The sequence below is a fragment of the Mycolicibacterium sichuanense genome (assembly GCF_033741125.1).
GTDB lineage: Bacteria > Actinomycetota > Actinomycetes > Mycobacteriales > Mycobacteriaceae > Mycobacterium.
In genome coordinates this window covers 26,314-48,990 of the sequence record NZ_JAWQPU010000010.1, presented here as the reverse complement: position 1 = coordinate 48,990, position 22,677 = coordinate 26,314, and the positions used below count along the sequence as shown (strand labels likewise).

Genomic DNA, 22,677 nt, shown 5'->3' with positions numbered 1-22,677 from the left:
CGAAGACCGAGGCAGCTCCGTTCAGATGGAATGTTATCGACCGATCACCCACTTGTGATCGGTGCCGGACCCCCCGTCGCCGGTATCCCATTAGGGGGTCGCCCATTAGGGGCTCGACACCCTTAGGGGGATTGCGCCAGGTACTCGACCGGTCAGCCGCTATGGTGAGGGCTGATCACTTCCACCCGACAAGGGGATGTGCAGTTTCATGAGCGAGCCGTTCGGCCAGAACCAGCCACTCGGATTGTCCGTCGGCACCACCAATCTGGTGGCCGCCCGCGTTGGCGCCGCGCCCGTCACCCGACGGTCGGTGCTGACGGTGTACCCGAATCGCGCGCCCGAGGTCGGCAGCCTCCCCGGCCCGAACGAACCAGGGCTGGTGCTGACCGGGTTCGTCGAACGGGTCGGTGACCCGGTACCGCTGGTGGCCGCCGACGGCTCCTCCCATCGCGCCGAGACCGTCCTTGTCGAGGCGCTCGACGTGCTAGCTCGGGCGGCCGGCGGCGGTGCTCCCGTCGCGATCGCGGTGCCCGCGCACTGGGGTCCCGCGGTCATTGCCACGCTGCGAAATGCGTTGCAGGCCAAGCCAATCCTTTCGCCGAACGGCGTCCCCGCCACCCTGATCCCCGATTCGGTCGCCGCCCTCGCCGGGTTGCGCACTGCCCCGGGCCTGCCCGCCGACGGCGTCGTGGTGCTGTGCGACTTCGGTGGCGGTGGCACCAGTATCAGCTTGGCCGACGCGGCCGCCGGCCTGGCCATCATCGGCACGACCGTGAGGTATCCCGACTTCTCCGGCGACCTCGTCGACCAGGCGTTGCTCAACCACGTCGTCACCGGCATCGCCGAGGCCAACTCGGCGGATCCGGGCAGTACGGCGGCGGTGGGTTCGCTGGCCCGGCTGCGCGACGAGTGCCGCGCAGCCAAGGAGCGGCTGTCGGCCGAGACCGCCACCGTGCTCCAGGCCGAGCTTCCCGGTTACTCCTCCGACGTCCGAGTCACGCGGCCCGAACTCGAGCGACTCGTCGATCAGCCGCTGAACGGCCTGCTGTCGGCCATCTCGGAGACGTTGCAGCGCCATCGCATTCCACCGGCGGCCATCTCCGCGGTCGCCACGGTCGGCGGCGGCGCGGCGATCCCGTTGGTCACCCAGCGACTATCCGAGCATCTGCGGGCCCCCGTCGTCACCACCCCCATTCCGGTGCTGAGCATCGCCGCGGGCGCGGCCATCGCCGCGGCGGCTGGCTTCGACGACGCACAGACGGGGCTCGCCCCGACCGGCATGGCACCGGCCGCCGACGCCGCGACCGGGCTGGCGCCGACGATGGGCTGGGCGGCGGGTGCTCCACCAGCGGGGACATCGGACTCGGGTGCACTGGCGTGGTCGCAGGACGACGCTCCCGACGGTGAGCCCGTGCCCTACGCCGGAGCTGACTACGCCTCCGAGTACTCGGCCACCGGCGCCAGGCCGGAGATCGCGTTCGCCCACGAGGAGGAGGACGACCTTCCCGATTCGGCGCCGCTGGCCTGGTACAAACGGCCCCCCGTGCTGTTCGGCGCGGCCGCGGCCGCCGTGCTGCTGGCCATCGGCGGCTTCGCGGTCACGCTGACCGGCAACTCGACCGACAGCGGCACCGTTACCGAGATCGTGACGATCTCCTCGACGGGTGCCAACGGCCTGGTGACCACCAGCCTGTCCACCAAGGTCGAGCCGTCCTCGCAGAGCAGTGCGTCCAACGGCACGTCGACCCCGTCCACCCAGTCGACGTCCGACTCACCGACGTCCGGGACGACGACGACCGAGTCCACGTCGAGCACCACCACCACGACGACCACGACGACGACCACCACCACCACGACGACCACCACGACCACCACCACCCCGCCGACGACCACCACGACACCGCCAACGACCACCACGACCACGACGCAGCCGGTGACGACGACCACCACGAGGCCGCCCGTCACGACCACCACGACGGTGGCCCCGCCGCCGCAGACGCCGACCTCGCAGGCGTCCGCCCCGACGTCCGTGGTGCCTGCGCCGACGACGACGCTCGCCCCGGTGGTACCCCAGGGTCAGTGATCGCGAGCGACGCGGTCGCGGCGATGGCATCGGCGCCGAGCGAGCCCGCGACGATGCTGGTGTCCGGCGGTGTCGGCACCGGCAAGACCTCGTTGCTCGCCCAGATCCGGAGCACCCTTCGCGCCGCGGGCATGACGGTGCTCGCCAGACCGCCGCGCGACGGCGATCCCCAGGCATCGGCCATCGTGGTGGACGACGCCCAGCTGCTGACCGACGAGGAACTGCGTGAGCTGGCCGGCCTGGTCGGCGATCCCGCGAGAACGATCGTGATCGCCACCGAGCCGCTGTCCCATCGGCCGGCGCTGGCCAGCCTGCGCACCGCGCTGTCGCGGGAGGCGCCCGTCATCTCGCTCGACCCCCTCTCGACCGAGGACGTGCACCGCCGAGCGCTGGACGTCCTCGGGGTGGCTCCGACGACCGAGTACGTCGAGGCGACGATGCACGCGACCGCGGGCTTGCCGTTCCTCGTCGACGCCGCCATCGCCGCGGCGGCCGATCGTGCCGGCGCCTCCCCGACCGAGGCGATCGCCACCGCTGCCCGCGTCGCGCTCATCGAGCGCCTGCGACGGGTCGACGAGCGCGTGCTCGACACCCTGCTGCTCTCGTCGCTCAGCGGTGACATCGGTCCCGACGACGTCGCCGCGGCGCTCGACACGGATCAGGAGCAGGCCCGGCGACTCGTCGACGTCGCCAGGGCCAGCGGCTTGATTGCGCCATCGCACGACGCCGCGTTCACGCGGTCCCTGCACGGCGCGCTCGCACAGATCGTCGGCGCGGCGCACCACCGTGACGTCGAAGCGGCGCTGCTCCACACCCAGCTCGAGAAGTCCACGCTGTCAATGGATCTCGCGCTCATCCTCGCCGAACACGGCTTACGCGACGCCCGGCTGGCCAATTCCCTGACCGAGTTCGCCGTCCGCCACCGGGACGACGCCGCGATCGCCGCCCGGTTGTACCGCGCAGCGACCAGGGTCGGCGCCAGCGAGGTGAGCGCCGCCCTCGCCGATGCCCTCGCGCTGACCGGTGACTGCGCCACCGCGGGTCGGCTGGCCGACGAGTTGCTGGGGTCCGAGGTGGCTGCCGAGCGGGCCGCGGCCGTTCGGATCGCCGCCAGCATCGCCATGCACGACGGGCGTGCCACGCAGGCGGTCGAGTTGGTCCGCTGGCTGGGGCCGTACGCCGACGCCGTCGTCGGAGCCACCGCGGTCGTCGCCGCACTCGGGGTGGGCGATCTCGCCACGGCGCGGGCGGCATCGGAGATCGACTCGTCGGGACCGCCCACGTCGACCGCCCGGGCTGCCCGCGGTCTGACCGAGGGACTACTCGCGACGCTGTCGGGTCCCTACCCGAATGCCGTTGCCCGCCTGGCGCAGTCGATGACCGAGCAGCCGGCGGCCGTCGTCACCCCGGATGCGCCCGCGGCGCTCGTCACGCTGGTCGCCTTGCACGCCGGTGACTCAGTGCGGGCCCGCGGGGCGATCGGGCGGGCGGTGCGCGGCACCGGTGACGATCGGGGTTTCACCGGGTACCGCCACACGCTGCTGCTCGGGTGGGCACGCATGCTCGACGGTCAGCTCACCGCGGCCGGTGCAGACGCCGCGTCGGTCGCGGGCCGCGATCTGCACCGGCGCGACGCGCTCTGGGCGGCCGCGCTGCAGACTGCCGTCGCCCGCCGCGGTGGCGACAGCGGCGCGGTGCAGAAGCACTGGCACGCTGCCATGGAGGTGCTCGCCGACTACTCGATGGACCTCTATGCGCTGCTCCCGCTCGGCGAGCTGTGGGTCGCGGCGGCCCGGTTGCGGCAGGTGGACCTCATTCAACCCGCCGTCGACCAGGCCTTCGAACTGCTTGGCCTGCTAGATGATCCGCCCCTGTGGTCGGTTCCGCTGCATTGGTCCGGGGTGCACGCGGGCATCCTGGCGAACTCGCCCGGTTCGGTGGCGCCGCATGGTCAGGCACTGACCGCCGCCGCCGTCCACAGCCCGTTCGCACGCGCGCTCTCGACCGCCGGCCGCTCGTGGCTGCGGGTGCTGGCCAACCACGTCGACGTCGACGAGGTCACGGCAGCGGCGCGGGCACTCGCGCAGTTCGGGCTGACCTGGGATGCGACCCGGCTGGCGAGCCAGGCCGCCCTGCAAACCCCCGACGGTCGCGTCTCGGGGGCGATGCTGCAGCTGGCCCGCGATCTCAAGTTCACCGCGACCGGCGGGGAGGAGGACGTCGCGCCGCCCGTCACCCCCGCGACCGCCCCGGTGCCACCGCGGGGACCCGCCGCCACGCCGACCGCGAGGTTGTCCGATCGCGAGCGCGAGGTCGCCGAGCTGCTCCTGCAGGGCATGCCCTACCGCGACATCGGTAGCCAGTTGTTCATCTCGGCGAAGACCGTCGAGCATCACGTCGCACGCATCCGGCGCCGGCTCGGTGCGGAATCGCGATCCGAGTTGATGTCGATGTTGCGGGCCATCCTGGAGTCTCCGCGAACGTGACAACCGCCACAGCAACCCGGCAGGTTCGGCCCGTCGGACGTCCTCACCGCCGGGCCGAGTCGGGTGTCGCAAGCAGCGACAGTTCGGCCGAAGCCCGTTCCGGGGGTCCACGAGCGCTCGGGTCCGGCGAGGCAACCAACCGGTGAGTTAGGTAAACCTTCGTGGCGATGCCGAACTCACGGATGCCACTATGAGCTGGCATCTAGCGAAAGTTACCGCCCAGTAACCGACTCCTTACTGACCGGTAGCTTCAACCCGGGAGGCGCGCGTGGACACGCAGACTCTGATCAGAATGACCATCGGCCTTCTCATGACGGCCATCGTCTTGGCCTTCGCGGCCAAGCGCGTCATGTTCCTGGTGAACCTGATCAGCTCGGGTCAGAAGACGATCGACGAGGGCGCCCGCAAGGACGACCTCAAGACCCGCATCACCACCCAGTTCACCGAGGTCTTCGGGCAAACTCGACTGCTGCGCTGGTCCATCCCCGGCATCGCCCACTTCTTCACCATGTGGGGCTTCTTCATCCTGGCCACCGTCTACCTCGAGGCCTACGGTGTGCTGTTCGACCCCAAGTTCGCCATCCCGTTCGTGGGCCACTGGGATGCGCTGGGCTTCCTGCAGGACTTCTTCGCGCTCGCGGTGCTGTTCGGCATCATCACCTTCTCGATCATTCGGCTCCGCTCCGAGCCCAAGGAATACGGCCGCGACTCCCGCTTCTACGGTTCGCACACCGGCGGCGCCTGGCTGATCCTGTTCATGATCTTCAACGTCATCTGGACCTACGCGCTGTTCCGCGGCGCGGCGGTCGCCACCGGCAACCTGCCGTACGGCTGGGGCGCGTTCTTCTCGCACGGCATCGGCGCGGCGCTCGAACCGCTGGGTCACACTGCCAACGAGATCATCGAGACCGTCGCGCTGATGCTGCACATCGGCGTCATGCTGGTCTTCCTGTTGATCGTGTTGCACTCCAAGCACCTTCACATCGGTCTCGCCCCGGTGAACGTGACGTTCAAGCGCCTGCCCAACGCCCTCGGCCCGCTGCTGCCGATGGAGTACAAGGGTGAGTACATCGACTTCGAGGATCCCGCCGAAGACGCCGTCCTCGGCCGCGGCAAGATCGAGGATTTCACCTGGAAGGGCTACCTCGACTTCACCACGTGTACCGAGTGCGGCCGCTGCCAGTCGCAGTGCCCGGCGTGGAACACCGGAAAGCCCCTGTCGCCCAAGCTCGTCATCATGAACCTGCGCGACCACCTGTTCGCCAAGGCGCCGTACATCCTCGGCGACAAGGAAACCCCGCTGGAGAACACCTCCGAGGGTGGCATCGGCGAGGAGTTGCGCGGCGAGAAGCACGCCGAGACGCATGCGGTACCCGAGTCCGGCTTCGAGCGCATCCTCGGCTCCGGACCCGAGCAGGCCACCCGTCCGCTCGTCGGAACCCTCGAGCAGGGTGGCGTCATCGATCCCGACGTCCTGTGGTCGTGCACCAACTGCGGTGCCTGCGTGGAGCAGTGCCCGGTCGACATCGAACACATCGACCACATCGTCGACATGCGCCGCTACCAGGTGATGGTCGAATCCGAGTTCCCCGGTGAGCTCAACGGCCTGTTCAAGAACCTCGAGCGCAGCGGCAACCCCTGGGGCCAGAGCGCCAAGGAGCGGACGAAGTGGATCGACGAGGTCGACTTCGACGTGCCGGTCTACGGCGAGGACGTGGATTCCTTCGACGGCTTCGAGTACCTGTTCTGGGTCGGCTGCGCCGGTGCCCTGGAAGACCGCGCGAAGAAGACCACCAAGGCCGTCGCCGAACTGCTGGCCACCGCAGGCGTGAAGTTCCTGGTGCTGGGCTCCGGTGAGACGTGTACCGGTGACTCGGCACGACGGGCCGGCAACGAGTTCCTGTTCCAGCAGCTGGCTGCCCAGAACGTCGAGACCATCAACGGCGTGTTCGAGGGCGTCGAGACGGTCGACCGCAAGATCGTCGCCACCTGCCCGCACTGCTTCAACACCATCGGCCGCGAATACCCGCAGCTGGGCACCAACTACACGGTGGTGCACCATACCCAGCTGCTGAACCGACTGGTCCGCGACAAGAAGCTCGTCCCGGTGAGCCCCGTCAGCCAGGACGTGACCTACCACGACCCGTGCTTCCTCGGGCGGCACAACAAGGAATACGCGGCGCCGCGCGAGCTGATCGGCGCCTCGGGCGCCACGCTCACCGAGATGCCACGCCATGCCGACCGCGGCCTGTGCTGTGGTGCCGGCGGTGCGCGGATGTGGATGGAAGAGCACATCGGCAAGCGCGTCAACCACGAGCGGGCCGAGGAAGCCCTCAACACCAACGCCTCCAAGGTGGCCACGGGCTGCCCGTTCTGCCGCGTGATGATGACCGACGGCGTCGGCGACCGCGCGGAGGAGATGGGCAAGGAGGCCGAGGTCCTCGACGTGGCCCAGCTTCTGCTCGCCGCGCTGGACAAGGATTCCGTGACGCTGCCCGCCAAGGGCGCCGCCGCGGAGGCCGCGGCCGCGAGGGCAGCCACCGCTCCCGCCGAAGCCGAACCGGCCGCGGAGCCGCAGCAAGTGAAGGCCGAACCGGCCACCGCGCCCGAGCCCGCCAAGGCCGAGACCACCACCGCGCCCGCCGCCCCGGCCAAGGGCGGTCTCGGCATCGCCCGCAAGCCGGGTGGCAAGAAGGCTGCCGCGCCGGCTGCGGAGGCCGCCCCGGCTACCGAGGCTGCGCCGGCCGAATCGGCCGAACCCGCCGTCAAGGGGCTCGGCATCGCCAAGCGACCAGGCAGCAAGAAGGCCGCGCCCGCGACCAGCGAGACCGCACCGGCCACCGAAGCCGCGCCGGCAGCTGCACCCGCCGCCGAACCGGCCAAGGATGAACCGCCCGTCAAGGGGCTCGGCATCGCCAAGCGTCCCGGCAGCAAGAAGGCCGCGCCCGCGACGAGCGAGGCCGCACCGGCAGCTGCCGCGGCAGCGCCCGCCGAGGCCACTGCGGTCGAGGCGACCCCGGAACCAGCCGCCGCCGAGCCCACTGCTCAGGAACCCCCGGTCAAGGGCCTCGCGATCGCCAAGCGACCGGGCAGCAAGAAGGCCGCAGCGCCGGCGAAAGCCGCTGAGCCGAAGCCGCAGCCAGAGCCAGAGACCCCATCCACCGAGGCCGAACCAGCGGACGAGCCGGTCGCAGCCGCCGAACCCGCCAAGCCCGAACCGCCGGTGAAGGGGCTGGGCATCGCTCCGGGGGTTCGCCGTCCCGGCAAGCGCTAGGGCACGGAGCGGTCAGCCCGCCGCGCGGAGCTGGAACGGGACCTGACTGATGTCACCGCCAGGGCAGCCGTAGTTGGAGTCGGTGGAGATCGTTCCGGCCAGCGTGACCGGGTCGACCGCCAGCGAGATGTAGGCGGGCGCATAGCTGCCGTCATCGCAGATGACGCCGTCGGGCTTGGTGACCGTGAAGTTCCACGTGCCATTGGCGAACGTCGTCGGGACCGTCCAACCCTGATTGCTGGCCACCGTGCCGGTGCAGCCTGCGGCACCGCAACTGGTCGCGATCGTCCAGACGTTCTGATCGTCGCCCCCGGTGTAAGCACCGTTCAGCAATGGTGGATCCGCGGAGGCCGGGGCTGCCAGCACGGCGGCGGTCGCCACGAGTGCCGCTGCCGTGGCCAGCGAGCGGGTGATATGCAGCGTCATCGCGTGCACCTTCCGGGTCGGCACCTTCCCATCGAAGGGGACCCAGCAAGTTAACAGCCAGTAGGACGCGATCCCCCGGAATGTACCCAGGTTTCGCCTGATCGTGTCCGATGTGACGCGGAATCGACGGCAAACCGGGCGCGGGGACCCGGGCTGTGGGCGTCGGCCAGGAAATGCAGTTGTACGCACGTGGGATGATCGACCCCGTGAGCACGCACCAGCTGCCCTGGCACACCGGCCATCAGCCCCGGCAACGCACGTTCGCGCAGTCGACCAAACTGCAGGACGTTCTCTACGAGATTCGCGGGCCGGTACACGATCACGCCGCCAGGCTGGAGGCCGAGGGGCACCGCATCCTCAAGCTCAACATCGGCAACCCCGCGCCGTTCGGCTTCGAGGCTCCGGACGTCATCATGCGGGACATGATCCAGGCCCTGCCGTACGCCCAGGGGTATTCGGACTCCAAGGGCATCCCCAGCGCCCGCCGCGCCGTGTTCACCCGTTACGAGCTGGTCGAGGGGTTCCCGCGGTTCGACATCGACGACGTGTACCTGGGCAACGGCGTCTCCGAACTCATCACGATGACGCTGCAGGCGCTGTTGGACAACGGTGACCAGGTACTCATCCCCGCGCCCGACTACCCCCTGTGGACGGCCTCGACCGCACTGGCCGGCGGCACTCCGGTGCACTACCTGTGCGACGAAACGCAGGGCTGGATGCCCGACATCGCCGACCTCGAGTCGAAGATCACCGATCGCACCAAGGCGCTCGTCGTGATCAACCCGAACAACCCGACCGGCGCCGTGTACAGCCGCGAGGTGCTGCAGCAGATGGTGGACCTGGCCCGCAAGCACCAGCTGCTGCTGCTCGCCGACGAGATCTACGACAAGATCCTCTACGGCGAGGCCACGCACATTCCGCTGGCCTCGGTGGCGCCCGATCTGCTGTGCCTGACCTTCAACGGCCTCTCCAAGGCGTACCGGGTGGCCGGTTACCGATCGGGTTGGCTGGTCATCACCGGACCCAAGGAGCACGCGTCCAGCTTCATCGAGGGCATCAGCCTGCTGTCGAACATGCGCCTGTGCCCGAACGTCCCTGCGCAGCATGCCATTCAGGTCGCCCTTGGCGGGCACCAGAGCATCGAGGATCTGGTGCTTCCCGGCGGGCGCCTGCTGGAGCAGCGCGACGTGGCGGTGAACAAGCTCAACGAGATTCCCGGCGTCTCCTGCGTCAAGCCCGACGGCGCACTGTACGCGTTCCCCCGGCTGGACCCCGAGGTGCACGACATTCACGACGACGAACAGCTGGTGCTGGACCTGCTGCTGCAGGAGAAGATCCTGGTCACCCAGGGCACTGGATTCAATTGGCCCGCACCGGATCACCTGCGCATCGTCACCCTGCCGTGGGCCCGGGATCTGGCCAACGCCATCGACCGGCTCGGCAACTTCCTGGCCAGCTACCGCCAGTAGGTACGCTCAGCCCTCGTCGAGCAGCCCCTGATCGGCCGCGTACTGCAGAAGCCCTGCCGTGGAGTCGAACTCGTCGAGCACGGTGATGACTCGCAGCAGCCCGTCGCAGAGGCCGTCCGCGAGCGCCACCATGTCGGTCGCATCGTCGAAGCGGACCTCGGCCGGCAACCCGGGCACCACGTCCTGCCACGGGCGCTGAACCACGTAGTCCGTCTCGGTGGATCCGACGGCGACGTCGACGCGAAATGCGTGCCGCTGAGCGACGTCGTCGAGGCGATCCTGCTGAAAGCCGATCCGGTCGTGCAGCATCGCCCGGTTGCGGTGAAACGTCGGGCCGGATCTGGTGAAGCCGTGCGCCCGGAGGAACGGACGGATGGCGTCGTGCAGCAGGAGTTCGAACCGATGCCCGAACCCCGATCCTTCACTCGATCGATCATCGGCCGCGGCATGTCCCCCTCGTTCCATGATCGAAGCCTAGGCCGACGACGAGTGCACCAACCGCGCCATCTCTGGGAGAACCCTTCCGGTTGCCGGGCATCTGGCTGCGCAGGCTTCGGGCGCGTCGAGCGCGCACCCGCGCCATCTACCCTGTCCGGGTGGCGCACTCGCATTCGCATTCCCTCCCATCCGGACCCGCGCCGCTGGGTCCGTTGGCCGCCAAGATCGTCGTCGGGCTGCTCGTCGCGCTGGGCGTCGCCGTCGTCGCGGGGATGGCATTGCTGTGGCCCAGCCACCAGGGCGTGGACATACCACTACCGTTCCAGAATGCGGCGGGCGGTGCGGTCACCACGGAGTCCGGCCACGTGTCGTCCAGTGCGCAGGCCCCGTGCGGCAGCCCTTCGGCAGGCGGTGTGCTGACCTCGGCCCCGATCGCTGCCCCGCCAGGGAACGGACAGTGCGTGCAGTCGCTGGTGCGCATCGACTCCGGTCCGAACACCGGCGCCAGCACGCTGCTCGAGTTCAGCGGCGGTCCCGGTCAGCCGAGCCTCGCGGTGGGTGACGACGTCCGGATCAGCCGACAGGTCGACCAGAACGGCACCACGACATACGCGTTCTTCGACTTCGAGCGGGCGTGGCCGCTGTCACTGCTGGCCGCGGCCTTCGCGATCGTCATCGTCGCGGTGGCCCGCTGGCGCGGGTTGCGCGCCCTGGTCGGCATCGTGGTGGCGTTCGCCGTCCTGGTGGTGTTCCTGCTGCCCGCATTGCGCGACGGAGCGCCCGCCGTTCCCGTCTCGCTGGTGGCCTCGGGAGCGATCCTCTACGCCGTCATCTATCTGGCACACGGGGTCAGTCTGCGTACCAGCGCGGCCCTGCTCGGGACGCTGAGTGCGTTACTGCTCGCCGCCCTATTATCTTGGGCGGCAATCGAATTGGCCCACCTCACCGGACTGTCGGAGGACCAGAACAACGAGGTGGCCGCCTACCTCGGCAACGTATCGATCACCGGTCTGCTGCTCGCCGGGTTCATCATCGGATCCCTCGGCGTGCTCAACGACGTCACCGTGACCCAGGCGGCCACGGCGTTCGAGATCGCCGAGCACGGCGCAGGCCGCCGCGCCATCTTCGTCGGTGCCATGCGGGTCGGCCGCGATCACATCGCCAGCACGGTGTACACGCTGGTGCTGGCCTACGCCGGCAGCGCGCTGCCGCTGCTGCTGCTGTTCAGCGTCGCCAACCGTTCCCTCGGTGACGTGTTGACCAGCGAGAGCGTGGCCATCGAGATCGCCAGGTCGGCGGTGGGCGGCATCGCGCTGGCGTTGTCGGTGCCGCTGACGACCGGCATCGCCGCCGTGCTGGCGACGGCAGGCCCGCGTACGGCCTAGAACGGCGTGCTGCCGAGCCAAGACTCCCAGAGCGCGACGTCGCCGAGTACCTCGACTCCATCGGTGCCGGGACGGCGCCGGGTGAGCGCCAGCAGCAGGTCGACGGCGCGGCCGCGGACCGCCGCGTCACCCTTGCCGTGATCGTGGGACCACTGCAGGCCGTCCTCGTCATGGGAGATCATCCACTCCCCCGTCGGACCGAGGCCGTCGTCGGTGGCGTGCAGGTGCAGCGACGAGCCACGTGGCAGCGGCGGCCGGTGCCGGTCGGCGCCGGCGATGGACAGGCCGATCGACTCGGACACGCCGTCGGCGGCCAGTTCGGCGGGCACCTCGAAGGCGCTGCCGATGGCCAGGCAGGCATCGGCGCGGTGCACCATCGCCTCGTGGGCGCGCCGCCGAATCCACCATCCCGCCGGCCGTGCTCCGGTGAACGTCCACACCCTGGTCTCGGCCCCGACGCGGTCGACGGCGTCGATGACCAGCTGCGCTCCGTCGTCGAGCCACGCGATCGCACCATCGAGGTCGGAGGGCGGTTTGCCGTCGCGGACCTCGCGCGGATCGAGGGGCTCGCGGCGGCGTTCGGCGATGATCTGCGCCGACCAGCGGTGGCCGCGGCCCACGTGTTTGAGCAGCTGATTCATGGTCCATCCGGGGCACGACGGCACCGGAGTCTCGGGGTCGGCGGTACGGATGACGTCACCGAGGGCCCGGGTCTCCCCGAGCAACGTTGCGCGGAAGTCCACGCTAGGACGGTACCGCCGTACGCGCCTCGCCGAGCCGGATCGGCAGCGTCGACCATCCGCGGAGCACCCGGGTGTCGCGGCGGCTGCCCGCACCGTCCAGCCGCGCGTGGGGGTAGCGCTCGAAGAACGTCCGCAGCCCCACTTCGCCCTCGGCGCGGGCCAGGGCAGCACCAAGGCAGAAGTGCCGACCGCCGGAGAACGACAGGTGCTTGCCGGCGTTCTCGCGGGTGACGTCGAAGCGGTGGGGATCGATGAAGACCTGCGGGTCACGGTTGGCGCCGGCCAGGTAGAGGATGACGGGTTCACCGGCCAGGACCCGGTGGCCCGCCACCTCGGTGCCGACCCGGGCGATGCGGGCGCTGAGCTGCACCGGCGACTCCAGGCGAAGAATCTCCTCGACGGCGCCCGGCCAGAGCTCGGGGTTCTCCAGGAGCAGGGCCAGCTGGTCGGGATGCTCCAGCAGGATCCGGATGCCGTTGCCCAGCAGGTTCACCGTGGTCTCGAAGCCCGCGGCGAGCACCAGGCCCGCGGTGGCCCGCAGTTCCTCGTCGTTCAGACGGGTTCCGTCGTCGCCCGCCTGGATGATCTGGCTCATCAGATCGTCGCCGGGGTGGCGCTTGAGGTGACCCAGGTGCCGCGCCAGCCACGCGTTGAAGCCGTCCAGCCCGCGCTCCACGCTGAGGTACTGCTCCCACGACAGTCCGATGTCGAGGCTGGGGGCCGCGAGCTCACCGAATTCCAGGATGCGCGGGCGGTCGTGGTCGGGGACGCCGAGGATGTCGCCGATGACGGTGACGGGCAGCTGTGAGCAGTAGAGGTCGACGACGTCGACGCGCTCCTGCGGCGCGGCGTCGATCCCGTCGAGCAGCGCGGTGGCGGCTGCCTGCACCCGATCTCGAAGGGCGGCAACGGCTCTGGTGGTGAAGACCGACGACACCGTCTTGCGGTAGCGGGTGTGCTCCGGCGGCTCGACCGACAGCATCGACGGCGGGAGCAGCGGATGCAGCCGTCCCTTGACCGACGTCTTCTGCTCCAGCCAGCCCAGCGGACCCGGCAGGGTGCGCCCGATCGCCGTGACCGAGAAGTCGTCGGAGCGCAGGAGTTGATGGGCCAGCGCGTGGTCGGCGGTCAGCCACGCGGCGCGGCCGCGCACCATCCGGCCGCGCGCGTGGAGCTCGTCGGCGAAGCGACCGGGGTCGGCGCGCACCGCGGGATCGGCGATCAGCCTGCCCTGCATGTCCCCGCGTCTCGCCCCGTAGGCCGCCAGACTGCGAATCACCCCGTGCAGCGCAAACCAGTGCAGTCGCTGCTTGACCTTCGGCCCGTCTGCCCGCGTCATCCCTCGAGCTTAAGCACCGGTCGCAGATCGTCCAACCGATCGAAGAGTTGCCAGACGTAGGCCGACGTGCCGTTCTCCCGGTGGGCGTGCAGGTCGGCCAGCGTCGGGTCGTTGCAGTACCCGTCGAAGGCGTCGCGGTCGGGCCACTCGACGAGGATCAGCACCTGCCGCCCGGCGACCTCACCCTGGACGTTGTCGCGGAACTTGCCGAGCGCCACCACCCGTCCGCCGTACCTGGCCACCTCCGCGACCGAGCGCTTGGAGTAGGCGAGGTATTCGTCGCGATCGGCGACGTCGAAGAGGTTCAGTGCGTAGACCGACATCCCCCCACGTTACGACGCGGTGGCGGCGAGGCGGCGGCCCAGGGCGTGCATCTGCCAGCCGGCGTCCCGCCAGCGGTCGACGTCCAGGCAATTGCGGCCGTCGACAACCACTTTCGCTCGCACGGTGGTCGCGAGTTCGTGAGGATCGAGGTCGACGAATTCCTGCCACTCGGTGAGCACCAGGACCGCGTCGGCTCGCTCGCAGGCCTCCCGAACCGACGTGGAGTAGTTCAGCGTCGGGAAGAGTCGCTGCGAGTTCTCCATGGCCTTGGGGTCGTAGACGTTGACGGTGGCGCCGTTGAGCTGCAGCAGGCCCGCCACGTTCAGCGCGGGCGAGTCGCGCACGTCGTCGGACTCGGGCTTGAAGGCGGCGCCGAGGACGGCGACGTTGGCCCCCAGCAGCGACCCGCCGCAGGCCTGCGTCGCCAACTCCACCATCCTGGTGCGACGACGCATGTTGATGCTGTCCACCTCGCGCAGGAAGGTCAGCGCATGGTTGGCCCCGAGCTCACCGGCGCGGGCCATGAACGCCCGGATGTCCTTCGGCAGGCAGCCACCGCCGAAACCCAAGCCCGCGTTTAGGAATCGACGTCCGATGCGCGGGTCGTAACCCAGCGCGTCGGCCAGCAGGGTGACGTCGGCGTTGGCCGCCTCGCACACCTCGGAGATGGCGTTGATGAACGAGATCTTGGTCGCCAGGAAGGCATTCGCCGAAACCTTCACCAGCTCGGCGGTCTGCAGATCGGTGACCAGGAACGGCACGCCCTCGGCGAGGATGGGCGCATACAGCTCCCGGATCGCGGCCTCGGGGAGCCGCGAATCATCCTGCACGCCAAGCACGATGCGATCGGGATGCAACGTGTCGTGCACCGCGAAGCCCTCGCGCAGGAACTCCGGATTCCAGGCGATCTCGACGGTGATGCCCTCGGGCGCCAGCCGGCGGGCGCGTTCGACCAGCTCGGCGGCGGTCCCGACCGGCACCGTCGACTTGCCGACGATCACCGCGGACCGCGTCAGACGGGGCACCAGCTCGTCGATCACGGCGTGCACGTGGCGAAGATCCGCGCCGTACTCGCCCTTCTTCTGGGGAGTCCCCACGCCGAGGAAGTGCACGTCGGCGAACGTGGCCGCCGCCTCGTAGTCGGTGGTGAACTGCAGTCGGCCGGCATCGATGTTGTCGCGCAGCATCTTTCGCAGACCGGGCTCGTAGAACGGGATGTCACCCGCGGCCAGCTTGGCGACCTTGCCGGGGTCGATGTCCACGCCGAGGACGTCGTGACCGAGTTCGGCCATCCCGGCGGCATGGGTCGCGCCGAGGTACCCCGTACCGAACACAGTGCATCGCATACTGCCTGAATAGGCCGCTGCGATGAGCTAACCGCAACGCGACACTGAGCGGCAGACCAACGCTAGGTGACGAACGGACTCCGCCTAGCGGTGACCAGCGGGGGCGCAAAAGATCAGGAAGCAGTTCGTGCCCCCACCGCCACCGCCGCGGCCGGGTCGGCCGTCGTCACCTCCGCCACCGGGCCAGCCCCCGTTGCCACCATCGCCGCGCCCGGACGGGGGCTGCCAGGGGTTCTGGGGCTGTTGCTGCCACGGCGGCGCCTGCTGCCAGGGCGGCGTCTGCTGCGGATAGCTGGGGTACTGCTGCTGCGGATAACTCGGGTACTGCCGCTGGGGGTACTGCTGCCACGGCGCCTGCGGCACCGGGTTGAAGATCGGCGGAATCAGCGGCGCCACCGCGGGCACCGGCGGCGCCGCGGCGGGGACCGGGTCCGGCGCCGGAGCGGCCGGCGGGTCGGGGACCGGCGCGGGCGGGGCCTCAGGTGCCGGGGCGGCAGGCTTCTCGACGTACACCGTGCGCGGGGCCTGCGGTGCGGGCTGCTCCTGGGCGGCAGGAACCGGTGCCTTGATGGTCTCCGCGGGTGGCGGTGCCGCGACCGGGGCGGGCGCCGGCGCGGGCGCGACCTGCGGCAGCGGCGTGGCCGGGGCAGCGGCGTTGGGCACGATCGCGCTCTGCCCCGGGTCGGGGCGCGAGTCAGCCGTGGGACGGATGCTGACGGCGAGCGAGATCACCAAGGCGACCACGCCGATGACGAATAGCGACGTCAGCGCGCTGCCCACCAGCAGGAACGGCTTGCGACCCTCCTCGGCGGGGGCGTCGTAGGCGGCGAGATCGACGTCGTCAGCCAGCGGCGCGGCGAGCCCGGCGGGACCGATCTGGGTCGCGGCGCCGGCCAGCACCGGGTAGTCGTTTCCCGCGGTGGCGCCGTCGGGGTCCTGGGAGTAGGCCAGGCCAACGGTCGAGGCGTCGAAGATCGGCGCGTTGGCGGCGGCGATCGCCGCCCCGCGGGCCAACGCCAGACCCGACTCTTCGGGCGCGTTGACCGGCATCGACACCAGGTCCTGTAGATGGGACTTGACCGAGGCGACGTCGACGCCGGAACCGACGACGAACATGCCCTGCGGCGGGGAGTCCTGCGCGTCGATGGCCGAGGCCATGTCGGTCAGCACGGCCATCGCGTCAGTGCTGTGCAGGCTGCGGCTGAGGACCTTGACGATGGAGCCGTCGTCGGTGCGCACGACCGACAGCGTCGCGGCGTCGCGATCGAGGAACAGCAAGCCGGTGCTCTCGTACCCGACCGCCCGGCCTGCGGTCTGCGCGAGCGCGCCGGCGGCGTGCAGTTCGGAGACCAGGATGGCGTCGTCGACGCCGGCGGCGGCCAGCGCGTCGCGCAGTGCAGCGGCCGCGGCGTGGTCACTCCAGGTGACGCCGATGGCCTTCAGCTGGTGGCCGCCTTCGCGGGCGCTCTCCAGCGTGCCGAGGATGGCGGACACCACCTGCGCGCATGCACTCGAGTTTGCTGAACCGTCCGACGGAGCGACGTCGAAGGTGTCGTGGTCGACGATCGCTCCGTCACCTTGAACACCCTCGACCAGCACCAGCCGCACCGTCTTTGGCGTAAGGGACACACCAAGCACGATGTCCACGAAATCCTCCAAAGTATTAGCTACGCTACGTATCTACTTCTCACAGAGGACCCAACGCCACGGCGAGCCCCGATGTTTCATCGCCCCCACCAGCGCGATCGTTACACCGAACGCGTCGATTTCGGCTCGTAGCCCGACGATACTCGCGTCGGCGAAATCAGTGCTTGATGAAGTTCAGGTAAGACCGCGACGGGGTGGGCCCGCGCTGTCCCTGGTACTTCGATCCGACCTTGGCGCTGCCGTACGGGTGCTCGGCCGGGCTGGTTAGCCGTAACAGGCACAGCTGGCCGATCTTCATGCCCGTCCACAGCGTGATCGGCAGGTTTGCCACGTTGGAGAGCTCCAGGGTGATGTGGCCACTGAAACCGGGATCGATGAAGCCCGCGGTGGAGTGCGTCAACAACCCGAGACGGCCCAGGGACGACTTGCCCTCCAGGCGGCCGGCGAGGTCGTCGGGCAGGGTGCAGCGCTCCAGGGTCGAGCCGAGCACGAACTCGCCGGGATGCAGCACGAAGGGCTCGCCCTCCTTGGGCTCGACCAGCGTGGTCAGGTCGTCCTGGCGAAGCGACGGGTCGATGTGGGTGTAGCGGGTGTTGTTGAAGACCCGGAACAGGTTGTCTAGCCGCACGTCGACGCTCGAGGGCTGGATGAGGGCGTCGTCGAAGGGGTCGATTCCCAGCCGGCCGGCGGAGATCTCTGCCCGGATGTCGCGGTCGGAGAGCAGCACCCGACGAGCCTAGCCGGACGCATTGGTCGTCGTCGTCGTGCACGGCTGGTCCCTACACTCGGAAACGTGCGCTTCTCCGTATGGCCTTCGACGACTCGACCGTGGGGCGACGTGCTCGAACTCGCCCAGTTCGCCGACGACGGGTTCTGGCACACCGTCTACGTCGCGGATCACTTCATGTCCCCCGGTGACGAGCCGGGCCGGACCAGCGACTGGCTGGAGGCCACCGCGGTGATGGCCGCGCTGGCCACGTCGACGTCGACGGTCCGGCTGGCCAACCTGGTGTTGTCGATGACGTTCCGCCATCCCGCGGTGCTCGCGAACCTGGCGGTCACCATCGATCGCATCAGCAACGGCCGGTTCACGCTCGGGCTCGGCGCGGGGTGGCAGATCACCGAACACGAGCAGTACGGACTGGAGCTGGGCCCGCCGAAGGAGCGGGTGGACCGCTTCGCCGAGGGGCTCGCCGTCATCACCGGGCTGCTGACCAATGAGACGACGACGTTCGACGGGCACTACTACCACTTGACCGATGCGCTCTGCGAGCCGAAACCGGTGCAGTCACCGCTACCGCTGCTGGTCGGCGGGACGGGCCCGCGGATGCTGCGGTTGATCGCGCGGCACGTCCAGGAGTGGAACCAGTGGTCGGCCCCCGGTGAGTTCGGCGAGCGTTCCGCGGCCCTGGACGCGGCGTGCGAGAAGGAGGGCCGGGACCCGGCCACCGTGTGGCGCTCGACGCAGGCGGTCGTGATGGTCACCGAGAGCGCCGAGGACGAGGCCCGGGCGAAGTCCGCCGCGGAGTCGATGGCCCAGCCGGTGGTCTACGGGCCGGCGGCGCGGATTGCCGAGGCCGCCGCGGTATGGCGCGACGAGGGCGTCGACGAGGTGATCGTCCCGGACTTCGGCATGTCCGGCGGCGCGCAGCGGCTGGACGCCTACCGGGCACTGGCCGAGGCGTTCGCCCCGCTGGCCTGACGGCGGATCCAGCTCCTTGTCCACCGGCCGGAGGTGCTAGCCTTCGTGGTCACCAGCACTGCTGGTAGGCCGATGTAGTTCAATGGCAGAACATCAGCTTCCCAAGCTGAATACGCGGGTTCGATTCCCGTCATCGGCTCCACGTTTTCCGTTAGTGAGCGATCTGCTTGGCAGCGGGTCGCGACGAAAACGGACACCGCCACCTTCGACGCCCATCCGCCAAGTGTTCGCCCTCATGGGCGAGCACACCGGAGAGGTATTCGGCAGAGCGCACACTCTCTAGGATGTCCTGAATTCTTTCCTCGCCACGCGCAATTCGACGAGAAAGCTCATGGCTCGGTGATCGCTAGCGTGGTGACCGCTCGCTTTGCTGCGAATGAACCGAATCACGCAAGCTGCAACGGTATTCACTCCAATAGTCAAGTAGAGTGCAGCACCCGGCCTCAGCGATCACGCGAGGCCATCGTGAACCGACGACTCAGTGGTCCGGCGGTGGTGGTTCGTAGGGGTCGTACCACCACCAGTCGGCACGTTCCCCGAGCGGCCCGCGGCATGGCGGGACATCCGGCGGAGGTGTGGTCGGTGGGCGGGCCAGCGAGGCGTTGGTCAGCGGGGTGCCCTCGGCGTCGGTCACCACCAGCTCGTAGGCGGTGCCGGCGATGGTGATGCCACCGCGGTGGTGCAGCCGGTGATGGTACGGGCAGAGCAGGACGAGATTTTCGAGCTCGGTGGGGCCGCCGTCCTCCCAGTGCCGAATGTGGTGGGCGTGCAGGCCGCGGGTGGCTCCGCAGCCGGGGACCACGCAGCACCGGTCCCGATGCTCCAACGCCCGGCGTAGCCGGCGGCTGATCTGGCGGGTCTCGCGTCCCCCACCGATCACCCGGCCGTGGCGTTCGAACCAGACCTCACAGGTGGTGTCACACAGCAGCAGGCGGCGCTCGTCGTCGGAGAGCAGTGACCCCAGATGCCAGGCCGCCGACCGGTTCTCCACGTCCAGGTGCACGATCACGGTGGTGCGTTGCCCGTGTGGGCGGTGGGTGACGTCGGTGTCCCAGCCGGCCTGCACCACACCCAGGAACGCATCGACCCGATTCGGGAACGGCGGCACCCGCACGTCATCACCACCGTCACCGCGGTCGTCCTCACCGTCCTCACCGTGGTCGCGTTTCCACTGCGCGATCAACGCGTCGTGGTGCGACTGCACCGCGGCGTCGAACACCGCCGCCTCAGAAGGTGGCAGGGTGATCCGCCACGTCGTACCGCGGTCGCCTTCCCTGCGGACGAAGGAGCGCTCCGGCTCGGGCTTGGGTCCCAAATCCGGGCGGAGTTCCAGTTTCACCGCGGTCCGCAACTGGCTGACCGTGGCCACCGACGCCAACTCCACGTAATGGTCATCGGAACCGGTCGCCGCGCCGGCGGCGATGACCCCGATCTGATCCAGCGAGATCCGACCCGCCCGCATCCCGGCCGCACACCGCGGGAACTCCGCCAACCGATGCGCCACGGTGGCCACGGTCTTCGCGTTGCCCGGCGACATCCCGGTCCGCCACGCCACCAATGAACTGATCGACCGCGCCCCAGTGGAACCCCAAATCCCGTCCCCGTCGATCTCGGCGATGATCTGCACCACCCGCCCGTCGATCGCATTGCGCTGCCCCGTCAACTCCGCCAACTCCTCGAACAACGCCTCCAACCGCTCCTGCGGAGCCAAAGACGTTGCCGGCGAGGACATGCCACCATCATCGCAGAGAGGTACGACAAACCCGGGGCGCCCGCGAACCCAGCGGATTCGCGCGCCACGTTCCCGACCACATACCCGGCAAAAATCAACGCGTGCGTCAACTCGCCGGTGCGTACACCGCCCAAAGACGTCCAGCTCGCCTTAAGCTAACTCACCGTGACTGCACAGACGACCGCACCGCCACCCCGGCGCCGGCTCCAACAGAAGGGTGCCGCTGCCGCTCTGGCCGCCACCTTGATTGCCATCCCCGCCGTTCCGTCCGTCCTCGATGCCGTTCTCCCAGAGCGGGTCTGGGACGACACGGCCGCCACCGGGCCGGTCGTCGACATCACCTCGGTCGACGGCAACGTCGTCGACGTCGCGGTACCCGACGGCTGGCAGAGCCAGGACTCCGGCAACCGCGTCTTCCTGCGTACTGATGGTGCGACCGTCATCGTGTCGGTCTTCGACCGCGAAGGCCGCGACCCCCGCTCGGTCGCCGAACGCGTGATGCGCAAGCAGACGATCCAGGGTTGGGCCTCCGCGTGGGACGGCGGCCAGATTAGCTCCACCGACGGTGCGCTGCGCGGTGACACCTGCGTGGCGATCGTCGGTGACGCCACCGGATCGTGCGCCTTCCTCGCCGACGACGACGTCGTGGTCGCGGTGACCTCACTGGCCAAGCCCGGCGCGGCCGCCCGCCCGATGCCCGAAATCATCGACACCATCACGAGAAGCGGATCATGACAACCGAACTCGACACTCACCCCACTACGACGCCACCGCGCGTACCCGTCCTCTACCGTCCGGAATCGGCCGTGTTCTGGGTGTACGTCGCCTCGGTCGTCATCGGTTCCTACATGTTGATCACGGGCAACGGCCGCGTGATCGGTGAGACGGTCGACGCCCAAGTCGTCCTCGGCCCGGTCTGGGCGCTGTTCGTCGTCGCGCTGGTATGGCTCATCTTCGAGTTCGACCCCTACCGCAGCGTGCGTCGCTACCCGCAAGGACTGGTCGCAGGTACCGCGCTTGGCGCCACCATCGCGGTGTCATTCGCCATCCCAGGAAACGAGTCCCTCGAGAAGGTCTGGGCCCGCTACATCGCTCCCGACACGTTCGCCGCGTGGTCGGCCGCGCTGACCGCGCCCATCATCGAGGAACTCGCGAAGGCGACGTGCGGGGCCCTGATCCTGGTTCTGTGCGCCTCGGTGTTCAACCGGATCTCGCATGCCCTTCTGGTCGGCATGTTCGTCGGACTCGGGTTCGACGTCATCGAGGACCTCACGTACGCCGCCGGCAGCGCGGTGGACAGCCTCAACGGCGATGTCGCCGGCGCCTCCAGCGAGATGGCGGGCCGCATACTGAGTTCGGTGCCGTCGCACTGGGCGTTCGCGGCGCTGTCGACGGTCGGCGTCCTGCTGTTGCTGCCGTCGTTCTCCCAGCGCGCCGAGCTCTCCCTTGCCAAACGGGTGCCGCTCGCGCTCGGTTTGTTCGCCAGCGCGTGGTTCATGCACTTCTTCTGGGATTCTCCGCTGATGCGCGAGCACTTCTTCCTGAAGATCGCCATCAACGTGGCCATCTTTCTCGCCTGGGCGATCTGGTTGCAGCGCTACGAATCCCGTTGGGTCAGCGACCGGATCGCCGCGCTGCGCCACACGTCGACCGCGGACACCGAGATCCTCGATTCGCTGCCCAACCGCAAGCTGCGCAGGGCACTACGCAAGCAGGCCCGCCGCAGCGGCGGACGATCGGCCGTCCGTGAGCTCAAGCGCCGGCAGCGCGCCGTCCTCGACGAGATCCAGGCCTCCGGCTAGCGCGCTTGACCCTCCCCCAGGGGGAAACCCCACGGTGGAGGCATGACGAGCAACGACACCGAAACCCAATGGAACGCACTGCCCGCCGTGGTGCGGACCTACCTCGCCGCGCACCGGGCCCGCGACGTGGACACCGCGATCGGCACCTTCACCTCCGATGCGGCCGTCACCGACGAGGGCCACACCATCCAGGGCCGGGAGGCGGTCGGCACCTGGCTGGGAAGCGCGGGCAGCGAGTACACCTTCACCACCGAGTTAACCGGTGCCACGACGTCGGACCCGGCGCACGTCGACGTCCTCCAGCGACTGGAGGGGGACTTTCCCGGTGGCGTGGCCGACCTGCACTACCGCTTCACCTTGGCCGGCGACCTGATCAGTCGGCTGGTCATCGAACCGTGAGCCGCCCCGCGACGGGGGTCGAGCGGCGTTGCGACGCGGGCTGATTCGCACTCCCGACCTTAAGAAACTCTAGGTACGATTC

At 69.4% G+C, this 22,677-nt stretch carries 18 protein-coding genes and 1 tRNA gene; 10 read left to right on the top strand and 9 right to left on the bottom strand.

What is annotated here, in order from left to right; genetic code table 11:
* The first annotated feature begins 208 nt into the window (after positions 1-208).
* The 3 genes from SBI80_RS24430 to SBI80_RS24420 all read left to right on the top strand — a co-directional run bounded on the left by SBI80_RS24430 (position 209) and on the right by SBI80_RS24420 (position 7,843).
* Positions 209-2,083, top strand: coding sequence for an Hsp70 family protein (locus SBI80_RS24430; protein WP_318977436.1), 1,875 nt, complete (start codon positions 209-211; stop codon positions 2,081-2,083).
* Entirely contained in the window at positions 2,080-4,569 is a 2,490-nt protein-coding gene (gene iniR, locus SBI80_RS24425) for an isoniazid response ATPase/transcriptional regulator IniR (protein WP_318977435.1), read from the top strand. The genes SBI80_RS24430 and iniR overlap by 4 nt, the downstream gene beginning before the upstream one ends.
* A 268-nt stretch (positions 4,570-4,837) precedes the next feature.
* Positions 4,838-7,843, top strand: coding sequence for a (Fe-S)-binding protein (locus tag SBI80_RS24420; RefSeq protein ID WP_318977434.1), 3,006 nt, complete (start codon positions 4,838-4,840; stop codon positions 7,841-7,843).
* Positions 7,844-7,855: 12 nt separating this feature from the next.
* Here SBI80_RS24420 and SBI80_RS24415 read toward each other — a convergent pair whose 3' ends face one another.
* Positions 7,856-8,269, bottom strand: coding sequence for a hypothetical protein (locus tag SBI80_RS24415; protein WP_318977433.1), 414 nt, complete (start codon positions 8,267-8,269; stop codon positions 7,856-7,858).
* A gap of 173 nt (positions 8,270-8,442) precedes the next feature.
* Here SBI80_RS24415 and SBI80_RS24410 point away from each other — a divergent pair, with 173 nt between their 5' ends.
* Positions 8,443-9,738: a pyridoxal phosphate-dependent aminotransferase gene (locus SBI80_RS24410; RefSeq protein ID WP_413232803.1), complete on the top strand. Its 1,296-nt coding sequence runs from the start codon at positions 8,443-8,445 to the stop codon at positions 9,736-9,738.
* Between the two features lie 6 nt (positions 9,739-9,744).
* On the opposite strand, the gene SBI80_RS24405 is transcribed toward SBI80_RS24410, so the two are convergent.
* Positions 9,745-10,203 (bottom strand): DUF4304 domain-containing protein, encoded by a 459-nt coding sequence (locus SBI80_RS24405; RefSeq protein WP_318977431.1) that lies wholly within the window; start codon positions 10,201-10,203, stop codon positions 9,745-9,747.
* A gap of 131 nt (positions 10,204-10,334) precedes the next feature.
* Between SBI80_RS24405 and SBI80_RS24400 the strand changes: the two genes are divergently transcribed.
* Positions 10,335-11,561 carry a YibE/F family protein gene (locus tag SBI80_RS24400; RefSeq protein WP_318977430.1) on the top strand — a complete coding sequence of 409 codons (1,227 nt, stop codon included), beginning with the start codon at positions 10,335-10,337 and terminating at the stop codon, positions 11,559-11,561.
* On the opposite strand, the gene SBI80_RS24395 is transcribed toward SBI80_RS24400, so the two are convergent.
* The 6 genes from SBI80_RS24395 to dcd form a co-directional block, all read right to left on the bottom strand.
* Positions 11,558-12,304 (bottom strand): maleylpyruvate isomerase family mycothiol-dependent enzyme, encoded by a 747-nt coding sequence (locus SBI80_RS24395; RefSeq protein WP_318977429.1) that lies wholly within the window; start codon positions 12,302-12,304, stop codon positions 11,558-11,560. The two genes, SBI80_RS24400 and SBI80_RS24395, sit on opposite strands and share 4 nt — an antisense overlap.
* A 1-nt stretch (position 12,305) precedes the next feature.
* Positions 12,306-13,643, bottom strand: coding sequence for a cytochrome P450 (locus SBI80_RS24390; protein ID WP_318977428.1), 1,338 nt, complete (start codon positions 13,641-13,643; stop codon positions 12,306-12,308).
* On the bottom strand, positions 13,640-13,966 hold the full coding sequence (locus SBI80_RS24385) for a DUF1330 domain-containing protein (RefSeq protein WP_318977427.1): 327 nt from the start codon (positions 13,964-13,966) through the stop codon (positions 13,640-13,642). Before SBI80_RS24385 ends, SBI80_RS24390 begins: the two co-directional genes overlap by 4 nt.
* Positions 13,967-13,975: 9 nt before the next feature.
* Positions 13,976-15,313, bottom strand: a complete 1,338-nt coding sequence (locus SBI80_RS24380) for a UDP-glucose dehydrogenase family protein (RefSeq protein ID WP_318977426.1) — start codon at positions 15,311-15,313, stop codon at positions 13,976-13,978.
* Between the two features lie 84 nt (positions 15,314-15,397).
* The gene (locus tag SBI80_RS24375; RefSeq protein ID WP_318977425.1) at positions 15,398-16,960 is read right to left on the bottom strand and encodes a DUF7159 family protein; all 1,563 of its coding nucleotides are present in this window, start codon (positions 16,958-16,960) and stop codon (positions 15,398-15,400) included.
* 157 nt (positions 16,961-17,117) lie between these two features.
* Positions 17,118-17,687: a dCTP deaminase gene (gene dcd, locus SBI80_RS24370; RefSeq protein ID WP_318977424.1), complete on the bottom strand. Its 570-nt coding sequence runs from the start codon at positions 17,685-17,687 to the stop codon at positions 17,118-17,120.
* Positions 17,688-17,753: 66 nt separating this feature from the next.
* Between dcd and SBI80_RS24365 the strand changes: the two genes are divergently transcribed.
* Positions 17,754-18,662 carry an LLM class flavin-dependent oxidoreductase gene (locus tag SBI80_RS24365; protein ID WP_318977423.1) on the top strand — a complete coding sequence of 303 codons (909 nt, stop codon included), beginning with the start codon at positions 17,754-17,756 and terminating at the stop codon, positions 18,660-18,662.
* A gap of 68 nt (positions 18,663-18,730) precedes the next feature.
* A tRNA-Gly gene (locus SBI80_RS24360) sits at positions 18,731-18,804 on the top strand.
* 336 nt (positions 18,805-19,140) lie between these two features.
* Here SBI80_RS24360 and SBI80_RS24355 read toward each other — a convergent pair.
* A complete protein-coding gene (locus SBI80_RS24355) occupies positions 19,141-20,394 on the bottom strand; it encodes an HNH endonuclease signature motif containing protein (protein WP_318977422.1) in 1,254 nt (417 codons plus the stop codon).
* A 165-nt stretch (positions 20,395-20,559) separates the two neighbouring features.
* On the opposite strand from SBI80_RS24355, the gene SBI80_RS24350 reads away from it, so the two are divergent.
* Genes SBI80_RS24350 through SBI80_RS24340 form a run of 3 tightly spaced genes read left to right on the top strand, consistent with a single transcriptional unit; the run spans position 20,560 to position 22,595 of the window.
* A complete protein-coding gene (locus SBI80_RS24350; protein WP_318977421.1) occupies positions 20,560-21,129 on the top strand; it encodes a hypothetical protein in 570 nt (189 codons plus the stop codon).
* Entirely contained in the window at positions 21,126-22,196 is a 1,071-nt protein-coding gene (locus SBI80_RS24345; protein WP_318977420.1) for a PrsW family intramembrane metalloprotease, read from the top strand. Before SBI80_RS24350 ends, SBI80_RS24345 begins: the two co-directional genes overlap by 4 nt.
* A 42-nt stretch (positions 22,197-22,238) precedes the next feature.
* On the top strand, positions 22,239-22,595 hold the full coding sequence (locus tag SBI80_RS24340) for a nuclear transport factor 2-like protein (protein ID WP_318977419.1): 357 nt from the start codon (positions 22,239-22,241) through the stop codon (positions 22,593-22,595).
* Positions 22,596-22,677 lie beyond the last annotated feature (82 nt).

Coding starts and splice junctions, on each gene's coding strand:
- SBI80_RS24430 (WP_318977436.1), top strand. CDS start 209: ATGAGCGAGCCGTTCGGCCAGAACCAGCCACTCGGATTGTCCGTCGGC.
- SBI80_RS24415 (WP_318977433.1), bottom strand. CDS start 8,269: ATGACGCTGCATATCACCCGCTCGCTGGCCACGGCAGCGGCACTCGTG.
- SBI80_RS24410 (WP_413232803.1), top strand. CDS start 8,443: ATGCAGTTGTACGCACGTGGGATGATCGACCCCGTGAGCACGCACCAG.
- SBI80_RS24405 (WP_318977431.1), bottom strand. CDS start 10,203: ATGGAACGAGGGGGACATGCCGCGGCCGATGATCGATCGAGTGAAGGA.
- SBI80_RS24390 (WP_318977428.1), bottom strand. CDS start 13,643: ATGACGCGGGCAGACGGGCCGAAGGTCAAGCAGCGACTGCACTGGTTT.
- SBI80_RS24385 (WP_318977427.1), bottom strand. CDS start 13,966: ATGTCGGTCTACGCACTGAACCTCTTCGACGTCGCCGATCGCGACGAA.
- SBI80_RS24380 (WP_318977426.1), bottom strand. CDS start 15,313: ATGCGATGCACTGTGTTCGGTACGGGGTACCTCGGCGCGACCCATGCC.
- SBI80_RS24355 (WP_318977422.1), bottom strand. CDS start 20,394: ATGTCCTCGCCGGCAACGTCTTTGGCTCCGCAGGAGCGGTTGGAGGCG.
- SBI80_RS24345 (WP_318977420.1), top strand. CDS start 21,126: ATGACAACCGAACTCGACACTCACCCCACTACGACGCCACCGCGCGTA.
- SBI80_RS24340 (WP_318977419.1), top strand. CDS start 22,239: ATGACGAGCAACGACACCGAAACCCAATGGAACGCACTGCCCGCCGTG.